At 71.2% G+C, this 16156-nt stretch carries 12 protein-coding genes; 11 read left to right on the forward strand and 1 reads right to left on the reverse strand.

What is annotated here, in order from left to right:
• The first annotated feature begins 374 nt into the window (after positions 1–374).
• Both OG842_RS24325 and OG842_RS24330 read left to right on the forward strand, forming a co-directional pair.
• The gene (locus OG842_RS24325) at positions 375–1805 is read left to right on the forward strand and encodes an NAD-dependent malic enzyme (protein WP_266732556.1); all 1431 of its coding nucleotides are present in this window, start codon (positions 375–377) and stop codon (positions 1803–1805) included.
• 427 nt (positions 1806–2232) lie between these two features.
• A complete protein-coding gene (locus tag OG842_RS24330; protein WP_003968811.1) occupies positions 2233–2514 on the forward strand; it encodes an HU family DNA-binding protein in 282 nt (93 codons plus the stop codon).
• Positions 2515–2719: 205 nt separating this feature from the next.
• On the opposite strand, the gene murA is transcribed toward OG842_RS24330, so the two are convergent.
• A complete protein-coding gene (gene murA / locus OG842_RS24335) occupies positions 2720–4060 on the reverse strand; it encodes a UDP-N-acetylglucosamine 1-carboxyvinyltransferase (protein WP_124723249.1) in 1341 nt (446 codons plus the stop codon).
• Between the two features lie 276 nt (positions 4061–4336).
• On the opposite strand from murA, the gene OG842_RS24340 reads away from it, so the two are divergent.
• The 9 genes from OG842_RS24340 (at position 4337) to OG842_RS24380 (ending at position 15824) form a co-directional block, all read left to right on the forward strand.
• Positions 4337–4897, forward strand: a complete 561-nt coding sequence (locus OG842_RS24340) for a YqgE/AlgH family protein (RefSeq protein WP_266732557.1) — start codon at positions 4337–4339, stop codon at positions 4895–4897.
• A 30-nt stretch (positions 4898–4927) separates the two neighbouring features.
• Entirely contained in the window at positions 4928–5221 is a 294-nt protein-coding gene (locus tag OG842_RS24345; RefSeq protein WP_072484142.1) for a DUF3039 domain-containing protein, read from the forward strand.
• 258 nt (positions 5222–5479) lie between these two features.
• Positions 5480–6784, forward strand: coding sequence for an extracellular solute-binding protein (locus tag OG842_RS24350; RefSeq protein WP_328512465.1), 1305 nt, complete (start codon positions 5480–5482; stop codon positions 6782–6784).
• A 2-nt stretch (positions 6785–6786) separates the two neighbouring features.
• Complete coding sequence (locus OG842_RS24355) at positions 6787–7779, forward strand: carbohydrate ABC transporter permease (protein ID WP_328512466.1); 993 nt, start codon at positions 6787–6789, stop codon at positions 7777–7779.
• A gap of 11 nt (positions 7780–7790) precedes the next feature.
• Positions 7791–8624 carry a carbohydrate ABC transporter permease gene (locus OG842_RS24360; RefSeq protein WP_401874360.1) on the forward strand — a complete coding sequence of 278 codons (834 nt, stop codon included), beginning with the start codon at positions 7791–7793 and terminating at the stop codon, positions 8622–8624.
• Positions 8625–8628: 4 nt separating this feature from the next.
• The gene (locus OG842_RS24365) at positions 8629–10332 is read left to right on the forward strand and encodes a beta-N-acetylhexosaminidase (protein ID WP_266732563.1); all 1704 of its coding nucleotides are present in this window, start codon (positions 8629–8631) and stop codon (positions 10330–10332) included.
• A 334-nt stretch (positions 10333–10666) separates the two neighbouring features.
• Entirely contained in the window at positions 10667–11563 is an 897-nt protein-coding gene (locus OG842_RS24370) for an FAD binding domain-containing protein (protein ID WP_266732565.1), read from the forward strand.
• Positions 11560–13476, forward strand: a complete 1917-nt coding sequence (locus OG842_RS24375) for a 2Fe-2S iron-sulfur cluster-binding protein (protein WP_328512467.1) — start codon at positions 11560–11562, stop codon at positions 13474–13476. The genes OG842_RS24370 and OG842_RS24375 overlap by 4 nt, the downstream gene beginning before the upstream one ends.
• Complete coding sequence (locus tag OG842_RS24380; RefSeq protein WP_266732569.1) at positions 13473–15824, forward strand: xanthine dehydrogenase family protein molybdopterin-binding subunit; 2352 nt, start codon at positions 13473–13475, stop codon at positions 15822–15824. The genes OG842_RS24375 and OG842_RS24380 overlap by 4 nt, the downstream gene beginning before the upstream one ends.
• The last annotated feature ends 332 nt before the right edge of the window (positions 15825–16156 follow it).

Below are 16156 nucleotides of genomic sequence, written 5' to 3' on the forward strand. Positions count from 1 at the left end.
CACGGGGAATCACTTCTTCGGGGTCTTTGTTAGCCTGGTGTCGGCACCGGCTCGATCCAAGCCCCCGGGCCCAACCTTCGTCGCTACGAGCGACCACTTGCCGCGAGGCGAGCATGGCGGGTCGGTGCCGCTTGACCCGTACGACAGACCCGCGTCACCTCTTGGTGGCGCGGGTCTGTTCTTGTTTCCGGGGCTTCCACCGGAGATTCGGGGCTTCCGTTGGAGCCCTCATATCTCGTATGGTGGAAAGTACTTTCCGAAGAGTGGCAGTCATTACCGGCTACCGGCTAGTAGGTGCGACGATCGGGAAGCGTGTCCGAGGCGAGCGCCCCGGCCGCGCGGCAAAGAAGCTAGGGAAAGCGAAGGACTCGGCCATGGCAACGGCGCCCAGCGTCTCGTACTCGATGACGGTCAGGCTGGAGGTGCCCGCGAGCGGCACAGCGGTCTCCCAGCTCACCACGGCCGTGGAGTCCTCCGGCGGTTCGGTCACCGGCCTCGACGTGACCGCTTCCGGTCACGAGAAGCTCCGGATCGACGTCACCATCGCGGCCACCTCCACCTCGCACGCCGACGAGATCGTCGAGGGCCTGCGTGGCATCGAGGGCGTCGTCCTCGGCAAGGTCTCCGACCGTACGTTCCTGATGCACCTCGGCGGCAAGATCGAGATGGCGTCCAAGCACCCCATCCGCAACCGTGACGACCTCTCGATGATCTACACCCCGGGCGTGGCCCGGGTCTGCATGGCGATCGCCGAGAACCCCGAGGACGCCCGCCGCCTCACCATCAAGCGCAACACCGTTGCGGTCGTGACGGACGGCTCCGCCGTGCTCGGCCTCGGCAACATCGGCCCGATGGCCGCCATGCCGGTCATGGAGGGCAAGGCGGCCCTCTTCAAGCGCTTCGCCGACATCGACGCCTGGCCGATCTGCCTGGACACCCAGGACACCGACGCCATCGTCGAGATCGTCAAGGCGATCGCCCCCGGCTTCGCGGGCATCAACCTGGAGGACATCTCCGCACCCCGCTGCTTCGAGATCGAGGCACGGCTGCGCGAGGCCCTGGACATCCCGGTCTTCCACGACGACCAGCACGGCACCGCGATCGTCGTGCTGGCCGCGCTGACCAACGCACTTCGCGTGGTGGGCAAGGGAATCGGGGACGTACGGGTCGTCATGTCCGGCGCCGGAGCGGCCGGTACGGCCATCCTGAAGCTCCTCATCGCCGCGGGCGTCAAGCACGCCGTCGTCGCCGACATCCACGGCGTGGTGCACGCCGGCCGCGAGGACCTCGTCTCCGCCGACGCCGACTCGCCGCTGCGCTGGATCGCCGACAACACCAACCCGGAGTCCGTCACCGGCACCCTCAAGCAGGCCGTCGTGGGCGCCGACGTCTTCATCGGCGTCTCCGCCCCGAACGTGCTGGACGGCGACGACGTCGCGGCCATGGCCGAGGGCGCGATCGTGTTCGCGCTCGCGAACCCGGACCCCGAGGTGGACCCCGCAATCGCTCGCCAGACGGCGGCAGTTGTCGCCACCGGCCGCTCCGACTTCCCGAACCAGATCAACAACGTGCTGGTCTTCCCGGGTGTCTTCCGCGGTCTGCTGGACGCCCAGTCCCGCACCGTCAACACGGAGATGATGCTCGCCGCGGCGGGTGCCCTCGCCGACGTGGTCGCCGAGGACGAGCTGAACGCGAACTACATCATCCCGTCGGTCTTCAACGACCGGGTCGCGGGTGCGGTCGCCGGTGCCGTCCGGGAGGCCGCGAAGGCCGCTGCCGGGGTGGCCCCGGGCAACCTCGGCTGACCCGGATCCGTCCGCACGCCCCGGCGCGACCCCTGCCGTCGCCGTGCGCGCCCGCGGCGCCCCACGCCGGTCCGGCCCACGTCGGCCCGGCCTACGGCGCGTCGCGGGTCGCGACGCCCCAAACGCCCCTTTAGGGTGGGCGGGCGGCGCGTCCCGCCCGTCAGGGATTACGGGGCAGCCCTGAGCCCCGCATCCACTGCGGAACGCTTTCGGGGAGTCGACGGAACGTCACCACGAGGAGGCGGTGGCGCTTTTCGTGTGACTCCGGAGGGTGCCGGATTGGCGTTACCGCCGCAGGTGGGGGCAGGATGCGTAATCGGGCGCGAGGGTCTGACGACAGACCCGGGTCCGGGGACTGTCCGAGGGCCCTGGCAGCATCGGCTTCGATCTCACGCCTCACAGGCAAGAAGAACACGGGAGTAACAACATGAACCGCAGTGAGCTGGTGGCCGCCCTGGCCGACCGCGCCGAGGTGACTCGCAAGGACGCCGACGCCGTGCTGGCCGCCCTCGCCGAGACCGTCGGTGAGATCGTCGCCAAGGGCGACGAGAAGGTCACCATCCCCGGCTTCCTGACCTTCGAGCGCACCCACCGTGCCGCTCGCACCGCTCGTAACCCGCAGACCGGCGACCCGATCAACATCCCGGCCGGCTACAGCGTGAAGGTCTCCGCGGGCTCCAAGCTCAAGGAAGCCGCCAAGGGCAAGTAAGCCCCACAGGCGCGACGAAGGGCGGTCACCCCACCAGGGTGACCGCCCTTCGGTGTACCGGCCCGAGAGGCCCCGTTCTGTGCCTCTGAGGCCCGGTATCGAGGCCCCGGGGGCCCGGCCGACGGGGAACAGGGGCCCGAAGACGGGGAACGGGGGCCCGGGGCAGTGCCCCGAACCCCCGTCAGCAGCCGTCCGGCGCCCGGTCTCAGACCAGCGCCCCGCCCGGCAGCTCGACCTTCGCGCCCAGCTTCTCCAGCTTGTCCATGAAGTTCTCGTAGCCGCGGTTGATCAGGTCGATGCCGTGCACCCGCGACGTGCCCTGCGCCGCCAGCGCGGCGATCAGATACGAGAAACCGCCGCGCAGGTCCGGGATGACCAGGTCCGCGCCCTGCAGCCGGGTCGGCCCGGACACGACCGCCGAGTGCAGGAAGTTGCGCTGGCCGAAGCGGCAGTCGGAGCCGCCCAGGCACTCGCGGTAGAGCTGGATGTGCGCGCCCATCTGGTTGAGCGCGGAGGTGAAGCCGAGCCGCGACTCGTACACCGTCTCGTGGACGATGGACAGGCCCGTGGCCTGCGTCAGGGCCACCACCAGCGGCTGCTGCCAGTCGGTCTGGAAACCGGGGTGCACGTCCGTCTCCAGGGCGATGGCGTTCAGCGCGCCGCCCGGGTGCCAGAAGCGGATGCCCTCGTCGTCGATCTCGAAGGCGCCGCCGACCCGGCGGAAGGTGTTGAGGAACGTCATCATCGAGCGCTGCTGTGCGCCCCGTACGTAGATGTTGCCCTCGGTGGCCAGCGCCGCGGACGCCCAGGAGGCCGCCTCCAGGCGGTCCGGGATGGCGCGGTGGGTATAACCGTCCAGCCGGTCGACACCGGTGATCCGGATCGTCCGGTCGGTGTCCATCGAGATGATCGCGCCCATCTTCTGCAGTACGCAGATGAGGTCCTCGATCTCCGGCTCCACGGCCGCGTTGGACAGTTCGGTGACGCCCTCGGCGAGCACCGCCGTCAGCAGCACCTGCTCGGTGGAGCCCACCGACGGGTACGGCAGCCGGATCTTCGTGCCGCGCAGCCGCTGCGGGGCCTCCAGGTACTGCCCGTCCGCCCGCTTCTCGATGGTCGCGCCGAACTGCCGCAGCACGTCGAAGTGGAAGTCGATCGGCCGGCCGCCGATGTCGCAGCCGCCGAGCCCCGGGATGAACGCGTGGCCGAGCCGGTGCAGCAGCGGGCCGCAGAACAGGATCGGGATGCGCGAGGAGCCCGCGTGGGCGTCGATGTCGGCGACGTTGGCGCTCTCCACATGGGTCGGGTCCAGGATCAGCTCACCCGGCTCGTCACCGGGCCGGACCGTCACCCCGTGCAGCTGGAGCAGCCCCCGGACCACCCGCACGTCGCGGATGTCGGGCACGTTGCGCAGCCGGCTGGGCCCGCTGCCGAGCAGCGCGGCGACCATCGCCTTCGGCACCAGGTTCTTGGCGCCTCTGACGCGGATCTCGCCCTCCAGCGGGGTTCCGCCGTGGACAAGCAGGACATCGTCTGTGCCGGTCATGAATCTCGCGTTCCGGAGTGGTCGGGCAGGGGGCCAAACGAAAGAGTAATGGCCGACTACCCCCATTCCGTAAGAGAACCGGGGGTGTACGAACGTCATGAATCCGCCACAACACGCTCTGCTCCCCGACTCTTGCGGAGGGTTACCGTCCGCAAGGCCCTCCGGATCGCGCGCTCCCCATGCATCCGTGCGCCCTGAGCTGCGCTCCGGCCCGGCCGGTGACCGGGCGGCCCGCTTGGTCCCCGCGGCGGGCGAAGATGCGGGATCATTTCTGCCATGACGGAGGTGTCCTCGCTCACAGGGCGACTGCTCGTGGCCACACCCGCGCTCGCGGACCCGAATTTCGACCGTGCGGTGGTGCTCCTCCTCGACCACGACGAGGAGGGCTCACTCGGCGTGGTCCTGAACCGCCCGACCCCGGTCGGCGTCGGTGACATCCTCACGCCCTGGGCCGGCCTGACCGGCGAGCCGGACGTCGTCTTCCAGGGTGGCCCGGTCTCGCTCGACTCGGCGCTCGGCGTGGCCGTGATCCCCGGCGACGAGGGCCCGCTCGGCTGGCGCCGGGTGTACGGGGCGATCGGGCTGGTGGACCTGGAGGCGCCGCCGGAGTTGCTGGCCGCGGCGCTCGGCTCGCTGCGGATCTTCGCCGGGTACGCGGGCTGGGGCCCCGGACAGCTGGAGACCGAACTGACCGAGGGCGCCTGGTACGTGGTCGAGTCCGAACCCGGGGACGTCTCCTTCCCGCGCCCGGAGCACCTCTGGCGCGCGGTCCTGCGCCGCCAGCGCAGCGAACTGGCGATGATCGCCACGTATCCGGACGACCCTTCGCTGAACTGAAGCTCCGGGCGGTCGGTACCCTTGGCGGTTATGAGCACTCTTGAGCCCGAGCGCGGGGCAGGTACCGGAACCCTCGTGGAACCGACGCCGCAGGTGTCGAACGGCGACGGCGACCACGAGCGCTACGCCCATTACGTCCAGAAGGACAAGATCATGGCGAGTGCCCTGGAGGGCACCCCCGTGGTCGCACTGTGCGGGAAGGTCTGGGTGCCGGGGCGCGACCCCAAGAAGTACCCGGTCTGTCCGATGTGCAAGGAGATCTACGAGTCCATGGGCGCCGGTGGCGACAAGGACAAGGGCAAGGGCGGCAAGGACAAGAAGTAGCGAGAAGCGGGCCGGAGCCGTCCGGCGACCTCCGCTTCGGGCCCCCGGGGCACGCGTACGACGCGTGCCCCGGGGGCCCTTTGCGTTGTACGGACGCGTGCCCCGAGAGGCCCTTCGCGTTGCACGGACTGCTTCGCCGGGTCACAGAGTGGTAGAGACCACTTGTCGGCGTCTGCGTGCGCACCTACTCTCCTGCCAGTTGTGCAGTACGAAACGCTCGTTGCGTATGCTGCAACGCCAACCGGTAGGGGTTCCCGGATGAAGCTGTCTGCCCGAATTGCCGCCCCGGCCGCAGCCCTTGTGCTGGCGGGTCTCACCGCCACCGCATGCGCGCCGCAGACCTCCGACACCGGAGCCGAGGGGGACGAGAAGACCGGCACACTGCGTGTCTGGCTCTTCCAGGAAGTCGGCAACAAGCCCAAGGAGCAGGTCGTCGACGCGGCGGTCGCCGACTTCGAGAAGGCCCACAAGGACGCGGAGGTCGAGATCGAGTACATACCGGTCGACACCCGCGCCCAGCGCATCAAGGCGGCGTTCAACGACCCGAAGAGCGCCCCGGACCTCATCGAGTACGGCAACACCGACACCGCCGGATACGTCAAGGACGGCGGACTCGCCGATGTGAGCGCCGAGTTCGCCGCCTGGGACGAGGCCAAGGACACCGACCCGACCGCCAAGCAGTCCGTGACGGCGGACGGCAAGATCTACGGCGCCCCGCTCTTCGTCGGTGTACGGGCGCTGTACTACCGCACGGACGTCTTCGAGGAACTGGGGATCGACGCCCCCAAGACCCAGGGCGAGCTGATCTCCACCGCGAAGAAGATCCACAAGAAGAAGCCGGACCTGTACGGGCTCGCGGTCGGCGGCGCGTACACCTACGGCGCGATGCCCTTCATCTGGTCGGCCGGCGGCGAACTCGCCGACGAGAGCGGCGGAACGTACAAGGCGGCCATCAACAGCGACAAGGCCCGCAAGGGCATCGAGGCCTACACCTCGCTCTTCGGCGACGACAACTGTCCGGCCGCCAAGTGCGCGGCCATGGGCGGCAACGCGACCGTCACCGCCTTCGCCTCCGGCAAGGCCGCCATGGCGATCGGCGGCGACTTCAGCCACGCGGCCGTCGAGGCGGGCTCGGTGAAGGGCAAGTACGCGGTGGTGCCGCTGCCCGGCGTCGCCGAGGGCTCCGTCGCCCCCGCCTTCGCGGGCGGGAACAACATCGGCGTGCTGAAGAGCAGCCCGCACCGCACGCTCGCCGTGGACCTGATGAAGACCCTGACCGGCAAGCAGACGCAGACCAAGATGTTCGACGCGATGGGCTTCCTGCCGACCTACACCGACGTACGGGACGCGGCCGCGAAGAAGGAGCCGTTCGTCGAGCCGTTCGTCAAGACGCTCGGCGCGGGCGCCAAGTTCGTCCCGGCCTCGCCGGGCTGGGGCCAGATCGACTCCTCGCTGGTCCTGCCGACGATGTTCCAGGAGATCGTCAGCGGCCGGAAGGACGTCGCGAAGGCCGCGGACGACGCGGCGAAGAAGATGGACGCGGCGTTCGCCGACGCGGGCTGACCATGACCGCGAACAGTACGGCGTACAAAGCGCCCGGCACGCCCGGAACGGGTGGCACGTCCGGAGCGGGCGGCACCTCCGCCCGCCCGCTCCGGCGGCGCCGCCCGGCCCCGTCCGCGCGCCGCCCCGGCCGGACCCCCTGGCTCTATCTCCTGCCCGCGCTCGTCCTGCTCGGTGGGCTGCTCGTCTACCCGATCTACCAACTCGGCCTGATCTCCTTCCTGGAGTACACCCAGGCCCAGGTCAGCGGTGGTGAACCGACCACCTTCCAGGGCTTCGGGAACTACGCGACGCTCTTCGGCGACGGCCAGTTCTGGCAGGTGCTGCTGGCGACCGTGGTCTTCGCCGCCACCTGCGTACTGGCCACCCTGCTCGTCGGCTGCGCGCTCGCCGTCCTGCTGACCCGCGTCCGGGCCCTGCCGCGGCTCGCCCTGATGATGGCCGCGCTCGGCGCCTGGGCGACCCCGGCGATCACCGGGTCCACCGTCTGGGTGTTCCTCTTCGACCCCGACTTCGGACCGGTCAACAAGGTCCTGGGGCTCGGCGACTTCTCCTGGACGTACGGGCGCTACAGCGCCTTCGCGCTGGTGCTCCTCGAAGTCCTGTGGTGCTCGTTCCCGTTCGTCATGGTGACCGTGTACGCGGGCATCCGGGCGATCCCCACCGAGGTGCTGGAAGCGGCCGCGCTGGACGGTGCCTCGCAGTGGCGGATCTGGCGGTCGGTCATGGCCCCGATGCTGCGGCCGATCCTCGTCGTCGTCACCATCCAGTCGATCATCTGGGACTTCAAGGTCTTCACCCAGATCTACGTCATGACGGGCGGCGGCGGCATCGCCGGCCAGAACCTGGTGCTCAACGTGTACGCGTACCAGAAGGCGTTCGCGTCCTCGCAGTACAGCCTCGGCTCCGCGATCGGCGTCGTGATGCTGGTGATCCTGCTGGCCGTCACGCTCGTCTATCTGCGCCTGGTGCGGCGCCAGGGGGAGGAACTGTGAGCGCACGGACCATGCTGCACGTCCGCCGGCCCGGCCGGCTGGCCGCCGAGGCCGCGACCCTGCTGATAGCCGCCGCGGTCGCCTTCCCGCTCTACTGGATGGTGCTTTCCGCGCTCAAACCGGCCGGCGAGATCCAGTCCACCGACCCCCGCCCGTGGACGCTGTCGCCGTCCCTGGACTCGTTCCGCCGGGTCTTCGAACAGAACGACTTCGGGCGGTACTTCCTCAACAGCCTGCTCGTCGCCGGCACGGTCGTCATCGCCTCCGCGCTGATCGCCTTCCTGGCGGCGACGGCCGTGACCCGGTTCAGGTTCCGCTTCCGGACCACGCTGCTGATCATGTTCCTGGTCGCGCAGATGGTGCCGGTCGAGGCGCTGACCATCCCGCTGTTCTTCCTGATGCGGGACTTCGGCCAGCTGAACACGCTCGGCTCCCTGATCCTGCCGCACCTCGCCTTCTCGCTGCCGTTCGCGATCTGGATGCTGCGCGGCTTCGTCAAGGCCGTCCCGGAGGCTCTGGAGGAGGCCGCGTACATCGACGGCGCGAGCCGCACCCGCTTCCTGTGGCAGATCCTCTTCCCGCTGGTCTTCCCGGGCCTGGTGGCGACCAGCGTCTTCTCGTTCATCTCCACCTGGAACGACTTCCTGTTCGCGAAGTCGTTCATCATCAGCGACACCTCCCAGTCGACGCTCCCCATGGCGCTGCTGGTCTTCTTCAAACCCGATGAGAACGACTGGGGAGGGATCATGGCCGCCTCGACGGTGATGACCGTTCCCGTACTGGTCTTCTTCGTACTCGTACAGCGCCGCCTGGTCTCGGGACTCGGCGGAGCGGTAAAGGACTGACGCCATGGAAACCGACAACGACACGAACCCGGCACCGGCGCCCGCAGACATCGTCCCGGCGCCCGCGCACATCGTCCCGGCACCCGTGGGCGCCGGTGGTGAAGGGCGCTGCGGCTTCCTGTTCGACCCGTCCACCACCATCACGGCGGCCCCCGGCACGGAGAACACCGAACGCTGGCTGCGCACCACGCTCGGCGCCGCCTTCGGTCTGCCGCTCGCCCCGCGGCCGGCCGCCGAGGGCCGCGAGCACGCCACGAACACCGTCCGGCTGGGCATCGACCCGGCACTGGAACCGGAGGGCTACCGGCTGAGCACCGGGACCGGCACATGCGTCGAGATCACCGGCGGCAGCCCCGCCGGGGTCTTCTGGGGCGCGCAGACCCTCCGTCAGCTCCTGGGCCCCGAGGCCTTCCGCCGCGCGCCCACCGCCCCCGGCACCCGGCGCGCCATCCCCTTCGCTGACATCGAGGACAGCCCCCGCTTCCCCTGGCGCGGAATGATGCTCGACGTCGCACGGCACTTCCTGCCCAAGGACGACGTGCTGCGCTACCTCGACCTCCTCGCCGCACACAAGCTGAACGTCTTCCACTTCCACCTCACCGACGACCAGGGCTGGCGCATCGAGATCAAGCGCTTCCCCCGGCTCACCGAGGTCGGCTCCTGGCGCTCCCGCACGAAGCACGGCCACCGGGCGTCCGAGCTGTGGGACGAGACCCCGCACGGCGGTCACTACACGCAGGACGACATTCGCGAGATCGTCGCTTACGCCGCCGAGCGGCACATCCGGGTCGTCCCCGAGATCGACATCCCCGGCCACTCGCAGGCCGCCATCGCCGCCTACCCCGAACTGGGCAACACCGACGTCGTCGACACCACCGCCCTCTCCGTCTGGGACACCTGGGGCATCAACTCGAACGTACTCGCCCCCACCGACAACACCCTGCGCTTCTTCGAAGGCGTCCTCGAAGAGGTCCTCGACCTCTTCCCCGCCGCCACCTCGCCGTTCATCCACATCGGCGGCGACGAATGCCGCAAGGAGCAGTGGAAGGACTCGCCGGTCGCCCAGGCCCGGATCGAGGAATTCGGCCTGGCCAACGAGGACGAGCTGCAGTCCTGGATCATCCGGCACTTCGACACCTGGCTCACCGCGCGCGGGCGCCGGCTGATCGGCTGGGACGAGATCCTGGAGGGCGGCCTCCCGGCGGGCGCCGCCGTGTCGTCCTGGCGGGGTTACGGCGGAGGCATCGCCGCCGCCGAGGCCGGCCACGACGTCGTCATGTGCCCCGAGCAGCACGTGTACCTGGACCACCGTCAGGACGGCGGCCCCGACGAGCCGATGCCCATCGGCTTCGTCCGCACCCTGGAGGACGTCTACCGCTTCGAGCCCGTACCGGCGGGCCTCTCCGAGGAGGCGGCCCGTCACATCCTGGGCACCCAGGCCAATGTCTGGACCGAGGTGATGCAGAACCGGTCCCGCGTCGACTACCAGGTCTTCCCGCGCCTCGCGGCGTTCGCGGAGGTCGCCTGGTCGCCGCTGCCCGCCCCCGCCGAGCGGGACTTCGCCGGCTTCGAAAGCCGAATGACCACGCACTACGCCCGGCTCGACGCCCTCGGCGTCGACTACCGGCCGCCGGGCGGCCCGTTGCCCCGGCAGCAGCGCCCCGGCGTGCTGGGCCGGCCCATCGACGGGGTGCCCCCGAACGTGTGATCCCGGCCGAACCCGGTCGCCGGCCGGCCCGCTCCGAGAGGGCGGGCCGGCCGCGTTTTTTTGTCCGGAACTCGCTCTGTCGGAACGGGACGCGGCAACGAAGCGCCAGAACAGAACAATCAGTCATGAGCCATGCCGAAGAGCTGCAATTCACACTCTGCACCGAAGCGGGGTGAAACGGGAACATTCCCCTGATCGGGGATGGATACGCCCTTCGCGGACCCTCGCGTCGGTCCGATCCGAAGATGTGCCAGAGTTGCCACGTCCAGGCCTTGAGCACGTACCGTACGGCGAAACAGCCGGACAGCCGGGACACCGGGAAGGGGCAGCTGGGTTGACCACGCACGCACCGCAGGCGACGCAGTCCGTGACGCTGCCGGCCTCGCTCGACGAGGCCGTGGCGGCGCTCAGCGCCATGCCCGCCGCCGTTCCCGTGGCGGGCGGCACGGACCTGATGGCGGCCGTCAACAAGGGGCTGCTGCGCCCCTCCGGCCTGGTCGGCCTCGGCCGGATCAGTGAGCTGCGCGGCTGGCACTACCAGGACGGCCACGCCCTGCTCGGCGCCGGCCTCACCCACGCACGCATGGGGCGGCCCGACTTCGCGGCCCTGATCCCCGCACTGGCCGCGTCGGCGCGCGCCGCCGGCCCGCCCCAGATCCGTAACGCCGGAACGCTCGGCGGCAACATCGCCACCGCGGCCCCGACCGGCGACGCCCTCCCGGTGCTCGCCGCGCTGGAGGCCGAGCTGGTCATCGCGGGTCCGGGCGGCGCCCGGCGCGAGATCCCCGTCTCGCACCTGCTGGCCGGCCGCGACATGCTCGAACCCGCCGAACTCATCGGCTTCGTCCGGGTGCCGCTGCTGCACGCTCCCCAGGTCTTCCTGAAGGCCACCGGCCGTACCGGCCCCGGCCGCGCCACCGCGTCCGTCGCGATCGTCCTCGACCCGGCCCGGCGCGGGGTGCGCTGCGCGGTCGGCGCCATCGCACCGATGCCGCTGCGGCCGCTGGAGGCCGAACGCTGGATCGCCTCGCTGATCGACTGGGACGGCGAACGGGGCCTGGCCCCCGACGCGCTGGCCGCCTTCGGCGAGTACGTCGCCGCGGCCTGCATCCCGGACCAGGAACCACCCGCCGACGGGGGAGAGGCACAACCGCTGCCCCCCGCCGTACTGCACCTGCGGCGGACCGTCGCCGCGCTGGCCCGACGCGCGCTGGGGAGGGCACTGTCGTGAGCAACGAGGACCGCAACGATCAGCACGGGCAGCAGGAGCACCTGCAGCACGGGGGCTGGCAGCCGACGCCGCAGGGCGGCGAGTACGACGCGGAGGCGACCGCCTTCGTCCACCTGCCGCCGGAGGACCTGGCGAACATCCCGCTGGCCGCACCCGGCCACGGCTACGTACCGCCGATGATCGTTCCGCTGACCCCCGCGGCCGGGCTCGACCCGTCGGCCACGGGCAGCTGGGTCGTGCAGACGCAGAGCCAGCAGGAGCGCGGTACGGGGGCGGAGCAGCAGGCCCCCGAGACGGTGCACTGGCCGGACCCGAACCAGCAGCAGGGCCCGTACGACTACGAGTACGAGTACCCGCAGCAGGCTCCCCACGCCCCACAGGCTCCCCACGCCCCGCAGCTCCCGCACGATCCGTATGCGCAGGAGCAGTACCAGCAGAGCCCGGCGGCCACGGGCCAGTGGAACTTCACCGAGTCCACGGAGTTCGGCGTCCACACGGGCCAGGCCGGACAGGCGGGGCTCGCCGATCACGTCGACCACACCGGTCAGCACGGCGACAGCACCGGGCACACGGGGCACACCGACCACACCGGGCACACGGGTCAGTGGACGATTCCGGTCGCCGACGGTGATCTCCCGGAGGAATCCGGCGAGTTCGCGGCCTCGGCCCTGGCCGCCCAGTGGTATGGGGACCGGACCCCGCCGGCCACGCTGCCGGGCGGTGCGCCCGCGCCGTGGGCGACGCAGGAGCCGGCCCCGGAGCCCGCCCACGAGGAGCCCGAGGCCGAGTTCGCGGCGGAGCCCGCACTCCTGGCGGACATAGAGCCGGAGCACGCGCCGGAAGCCGGGTTCGAGCAGCAGCAGCCGTCGGTCGAGGCGTCGTCCGTGACGTACGAAGACGTCCTGCGCGCCCCCGAGGCCGTTGCCCCTGCGGAGACGGAGGCCGCCCCCGTACCCGACGGAGGCGCCCCGCACCCCGTCGATGCGGCCCCCGAGCCGGCGAAGCCCGCGGGACCCCCCCTCGAAACCGCCGCAGAAACCGCCGCAGAAACCGCTCCGGTAACCGCTCCGGAAGCTGTCCCCGACACAGTCCCTGACACCACTTCCGAACCCGACGCAAACAACGTCACCTCCGAGCAGCCGGCGGAGGCCGCGCCCGAGGACCCGGAGCAGGAAGCGGCTTCGGCGACCGCACAGGCCGGGGCGACCGATCCCGAATCACCCCCCGAGGAACCCCGGCCCCTCGATCCCCAGCCGGTCGACTCCCAGCCGGTCGACCCCGCCCCGCTCGGCGTTCCCGACGACCGCCCGGCCGCCTCCTACGTCCTGCACGTGAACGGCGCCGACCGCCCCGTCGCCGACGCCTGGATCGGCGAGTCGCTCCTCTACGTGCTGCGCGAGCGCCTCGGCCTCGCGGGCGCCAAGGACGGCTGCTCGCAGGGCGAGTGCGGCGCGTGCAACGTCCAGGTGGACGGCAGGCTGGTCGCCTCCTGCCTGGTCCCCGCGGCCACCGCGGCCGGCAGCGAGGTCCGTACGGTCGAGGGCCTCGCCGTGGACGGCGAGCCGTCCGACGTCCAGCGCGCCCTCGCCAAGTGCGGTGCCGTCCAGTGCGGCTTCTGCATCCCCGGCATGGCCATGACCGTCCACGACCTGCTGGAGGGCAACCACGCCCCCAGCGAGCTGGAGACGCGCCAGGCGCTCTGCGGAAACCTCTGCCGCTGTTCCGGCTACCGCGGTGTCCTCGACGCCGTCAACGAGGTCATCGCGGGCCGCGAGGCCGACACCGGCACCGGCACCGACCCCGCCTCGTCGGACTCCACGTCCCCGGAGCCCGACGAGGCCCGCATTCCGCACCAGGCGGCCCCCGGCGCCGGTAGCGTCCAGTCGCACCCGCAGGACGGAGGCATGGCGTGAGCAACGACGCAGCCACCGCTGCCAACGCGACCAGCACACGGATCACCACCCCGGCGGGCACCGTCCCGACGGCCGAGGGCCCCGACACCGAGACGCCCGTACTCGGCCTCGGCGTCTCGCTGCCGCCCGCCGACGCGCGCGCCAAGACCGAGGGCACCTTCCCGTACGCCGCCGACCTCTGGGCCGAGGGCCTGCTCTGGGCGGCCGTCCTGCGCTCCCCGCACCCGCACGCCCGCATCCTGTCCATCGACACCTCGGCCGCCGTCGAGATGACGGGGGTGCAGGCCGTCATCACGCACGAGGACATCCCGGGCGAGAGCGCGTACGGACGCCGGGTCGTCGACCGTCCGGTCTTCGCCTCCGACCTGGTCCGCCACCACGGCGAGCCGATCGCCGCGGTCGCCGCCGACCACCCCGACACGGCCAGGCTCGCCGCCGCGGCCATCGCCGTCCAGTACGAGGTCCTCGACCCGGTCACCGACCCGGAGAAGGCCTTCGCCGCCGAACCGCTGCACCCCGACGGCAACCTGATCCGCCACATCCCGCTGCGCTACGGAGACCCCGACGCCACCGGCGAGTTCGTCGTCGAGGGCCTGTACCGCATCGGCCGCCAGGACCCGGCTCCCATCGGCGCCGAGGCCGGGCTCGCCGTGCCCCGCCCCGACGGCGGCGTGGAGATCTACACCGCCTCCACCGACCCGCACACCGACCGCGACCTCGCCGCCGCCTGCTTCGGCCTCGAACCGGAGCGGGTGAAGGTCGTCGTCACGGGCGTCCCCGGCGCGACCGGCGACCGCGAGGAACCCGGCTTCCAGCTCCCGCTCGGCCTGCTCGCACTGCGCACCGGCTGCCCGGTGAAGCTGGCCGCCACCCGCGAGGAGTCCTTCCTCGGCCACTCCCACCGGCACCCGACGCTACTGCGCTACCGCCACCACGCGGACGCCGACGGCCGGCTGGTGAAGGTCGAGGCGCAGATCCTGCTCGACGCGGGTGCCTACGCCGACTCCTCGTCCGAGTCGCTGGCCGCCGCGGTCGCGTTCGCCTGCGGCCCGTACGTCGTCCCGCACGCGTTCATCGAGGGCTGGGCGGTCCGTACGAACAACCCGCCGTCGGGGCACGTCCGGGGCGAGGGCGCGATGCAGGTCTGCGCCGCGTACGAGGGCCAGATGGACAAGCTGGCCGCCAAGCTCGGCATCGACCCGGTCGAACTGCGCCTGCGCAACGCCCTGTCCACCGGCGACATCCTGCCCACCGGCCAGACGGTGACCTGCCCCGCACCCGTCGCCGAACTCCTCGCCTCCGTACAGGACTTCCCCCTCCCCGCGCTCCCCAAGGACGCCCCGGAGGACGACTGGCTGCTCCCCGGCGGCCCCGAGGGCGCGGGCGAACCCGGTGCGGTGCGCCGGGGGGTCGGCTACGCGCTGGGCATGGTCCACATGCTCGGCGCGGAGGGCGCCGACGAGGTCTCCACGGCCACGGTCAGGGTCCACGACGGCATCGCCACGGTCATCTGCGCGGCGGTCGAGACGGGTCAGGGCTTCTCGACCCTCGCCCGCCAGGTCGTCCAGGAGACCCTGGGCATCGAAGAGGTCCACGTGGCCTCCGTCGACACCGACCAGCCCCCGGCCGGCCCGGCGACGCACGGCCGCCACACCTGGGTCTCGGCCGGGGCGGTGGAACGCGCCGCCAAGATGGTCCGCACCCAGCTCCTCCAGCCCCTGGCCCACAAGTTCGGCATGTCCACGGAGCTGCTGCAGATCGCCGACGGCAAGATCACCTCGTACGACGGTGTGCTGTCCACGACGGTCACCGAGGCCATGGACGGCAAGGAACTCTGGGCCACCGCCCAGTGCCGCCCCCACCCGACCGAACCCCTCGACGAATCCGGCCAGGGCGACGCCTTCGTCGGCCTCGCCTTCTGCGCGATCCGCGCGGTGGTGGACGTCGACATCGAGCTCGGCTCCGTCCGGGTCGTGGAGATGGCGGTCGCCCAGGACGTCGGCCGGGTCCTCAACCCGTCCCAGCTCGCGACCCGCATCGAGGCCGGCATCACCCAGGGAATCGGCGCCGCCCTCACCGAGAACCTCCGCAGCGCCCGCGGCCTGATCCGCCACCCCGACCTCACCGGCTACACCCTCCCGACCGCGCTGGACGCCCCCGAGATCCGCATCGTCAAACTCATCGAGGAACGAGACGTGGTGGCCCCCTTCGGCGCCAAGCCCGCCTCGGCGGTCCCCGTGGTGACGTCCCCGGCAGCAGTGGCCGCAGCCGTACGAGCCGCCACCGGCCGCCCGATAAACCGCCTCCCCATCAGGCCCCAGGCAGCGGTGGCGGCCCCCAACTCCTGAGCCCCGTACGGATGTCGCACTCCGGGTCGCCGGCGCGACCCGGAGGTACACGGTGTCGCCAGTCGTCGGCTGCCTTCAGGAGTCGTCGAGCGGGCGACATGTGCGGTGCGTACGCTACGGCTCGGGACTGACCAGGTAGGCCGGAGACAGGAGGCCGGGGCCGTCCTTCGCGTCGCCCCGGCCGCACGGCCATCCACCGACGAACGGTTCCGGATGGGTACGTGCGTACCGCTGGTCCGATCCCGCTTTCTGGAGGCCAATTTCGGAGTCGGAGGGGCTCTTTTCGGGCAACTACGCATCCGCACCGCGCCCCTGGGCATTGCGCTTCGACT

Source organism: Streptomyces sp. NBC_00376, from assembly GCF_036077095.1.
Taxonomy (GTDB): domain Bacteria; phylum Actinomycetota; class Actinomycetes; order Streptomycetales; family Streptomycetaceae; genus Streptomyces.